Below are 1,608 nucleotides of genomic sequence, written 5' to 3'. Positions count from 1 at the left end.
GGACGCCGATCATGCAGAGCCTGGTCGAGGGCATCGAGAACGAATTCCGCCTGCATGGAGCGAGACGCGCGCCAGCCGACGATCCTTCTTGCAGAGACATCAATCAGCGAGCCATTGTCCCGTGTCACGCTCCTCGCGTCGCACCAACTTGCGCAACGTCTCGGCCGTGCAGCCGATCTTCGGCGCAATAGAGCAGATCGCCGCCCATTGCGAAGCGTGATCAGCCTGATGTTCCAGAACCATGCGCACCGCTCGGGCACGCACCTCGGTTGAAAATCGATTGGATGTCTTCGTCATGGCGCCACCTTCTCAAGGTTGGGAGCCTCCGGAAAACCCGGCGCGGTTCAGCCAGATGCGCATGGATGCGATGTCAATGAATCCGAGGAAACTCAGCGCGGTCTTGTGATGGCGCGTTGCCACCCGACGCCACTGTTTGAGCTTGGAGAAGCAACGTTCGACCAGGTTGCGCCAGCGGTAGAAGTCGCGGTCGGCAGCGCGCCATCCCTTGCGGTTGCGCCGCATCGGGATGACCGCCACGATACGACGTTCGTCCAGATTTTCCCGTACCTTGTCAGCATCATAGCCCTTGTCGGCGCGGAAACATGCAGGCTCCGGCAGCTCCTTCGTCATCACCAGGTCGACCCCCTTGATGCCCGCTGTCTCGCCGCCGGTGATCTCGCGGCGCATCGGCAGCCCCGCACCGTTCACCCGGAGGTGGACCTTGGTCGTGAAGTGGGAGGCGGATCAGAAACCGATCCGCGGGATCGTTTTCCCGCCGGACAGTCGAGAACGGCCGAAACCTTCCTTCTGAGTCCCTCCCTTGAGCGCGCTGCCTGCTGATGGGCGCGGATCACCATCCGGCGCTGCGCTCGGACCGATGGCGCGGATGGCTCATTCCAGCACCGGAACTGGCGGTAGACGGCCCCCCATTTTCCGAACTCTTCCGGAAGGTTCCGCCACGGAGCCCCGTCCGTGTTCGGCGTTATGCTCGAACCAGTGGCGCATTCACGCCTCACTCCAGAATATGCCATCCAGAACAAGGCGGTGGTTGACAGGTTTCCGGCCGCTCGGGGCGCGGATGGCGGCGATGAAATGCTCGAAGAACCGCCATTCCGCATCGGACATCGGGTTGCGGGCCAAGGTCGCCTCCGTCGCAACGGTGATCTTGACTCACGGAAGCGCCCGACTGTGAATCCCTTTTGTCAACGAGGCCTAGTCACCTGGAACTAAAGTTTGTACCATTATTCTGCCTGATGCGGGAGGATGTGATGGGTGGCCGTGTTGCTGTTCCAATTGATCTCAGCGACGAGGAACGCTCATTCCTCGAATCCCAGCTTCGCAGGCACAAGGCGGCCCGATCACTTTCGGACCGCTGCCGCATCGTCCTGCGATGCGCCGAAGGGATGTCCAACAAGGAGATCGCCGCCTCACTCGGCCACAGCCAGCACACGGTGGGCAAATGGCGCCGCCGCTTTGCGGAGCAGAGGCTCGAGGGGCTTTCCGATGAATACCGTGAAGGCCGTCCACGCACGGTTTCGGACGAACAGGTGGCGGAGGTCATCAAGAGGACGCTGGAAAGCACGCCCCGGGACGCGACACACTGGTCGA

The 1,608-nt window shown here is 62.0% G+C and carries 1 protein-coding gene and 2 pseudogenes; 1 reads left to right on the top strand and 2 read right to left on the bottom strand.

Features of this window, described 5'->3' with window-relative positions:
- Positions 1-117 precede the first annotated feature (117 nt).
- Together FGX59_RS36810 and FGX59_RS36805 are read right to left on the bottom strand one after the other, a co-directional pair.
- Positions 118-297, bottom strand: a pseudogene (locus tag FGX59_RS36810) (IS3 family transposase); the annotation flags it as partial.
- A 12-nt stretch (positions 298-309) separates the two neighbouring features.
- Positions 310-1,125: pseudogene (locus FGX59_RS36805) on the bottom strand (IS5 family transposase).
- A gap of 143 nt (positions 1,126-1,268) precedes the next feature.
- On the opposite strand from FGX59_RS36805, the gene FGX59_RS36800 reads away from it, so the two are divergent.
- Positions 1,269-1,608: helix-turn-helix domain-containing protein (locus tag FGX59_RS36800; RefSeq protein ID WP_171060693.1), on the top strand; the 340-nt coding region annotated here is incomplete at its 3' end.

It is taken from the genome of Poseidonocella sp. HB161398 (assembly GCF_005870025.1).
Classification (GTDB): Bacteria; Pseudomonadota; Alphaproteobacteria; order Rhodobacterales; family Rhodobacteraceae; genus Mangrovicoccus.
The sequence above is the reverse complement of the archived record's forward strand: the minus strand, read 5'-3'. Positions and strand labels throughout refer to the sequence as shown.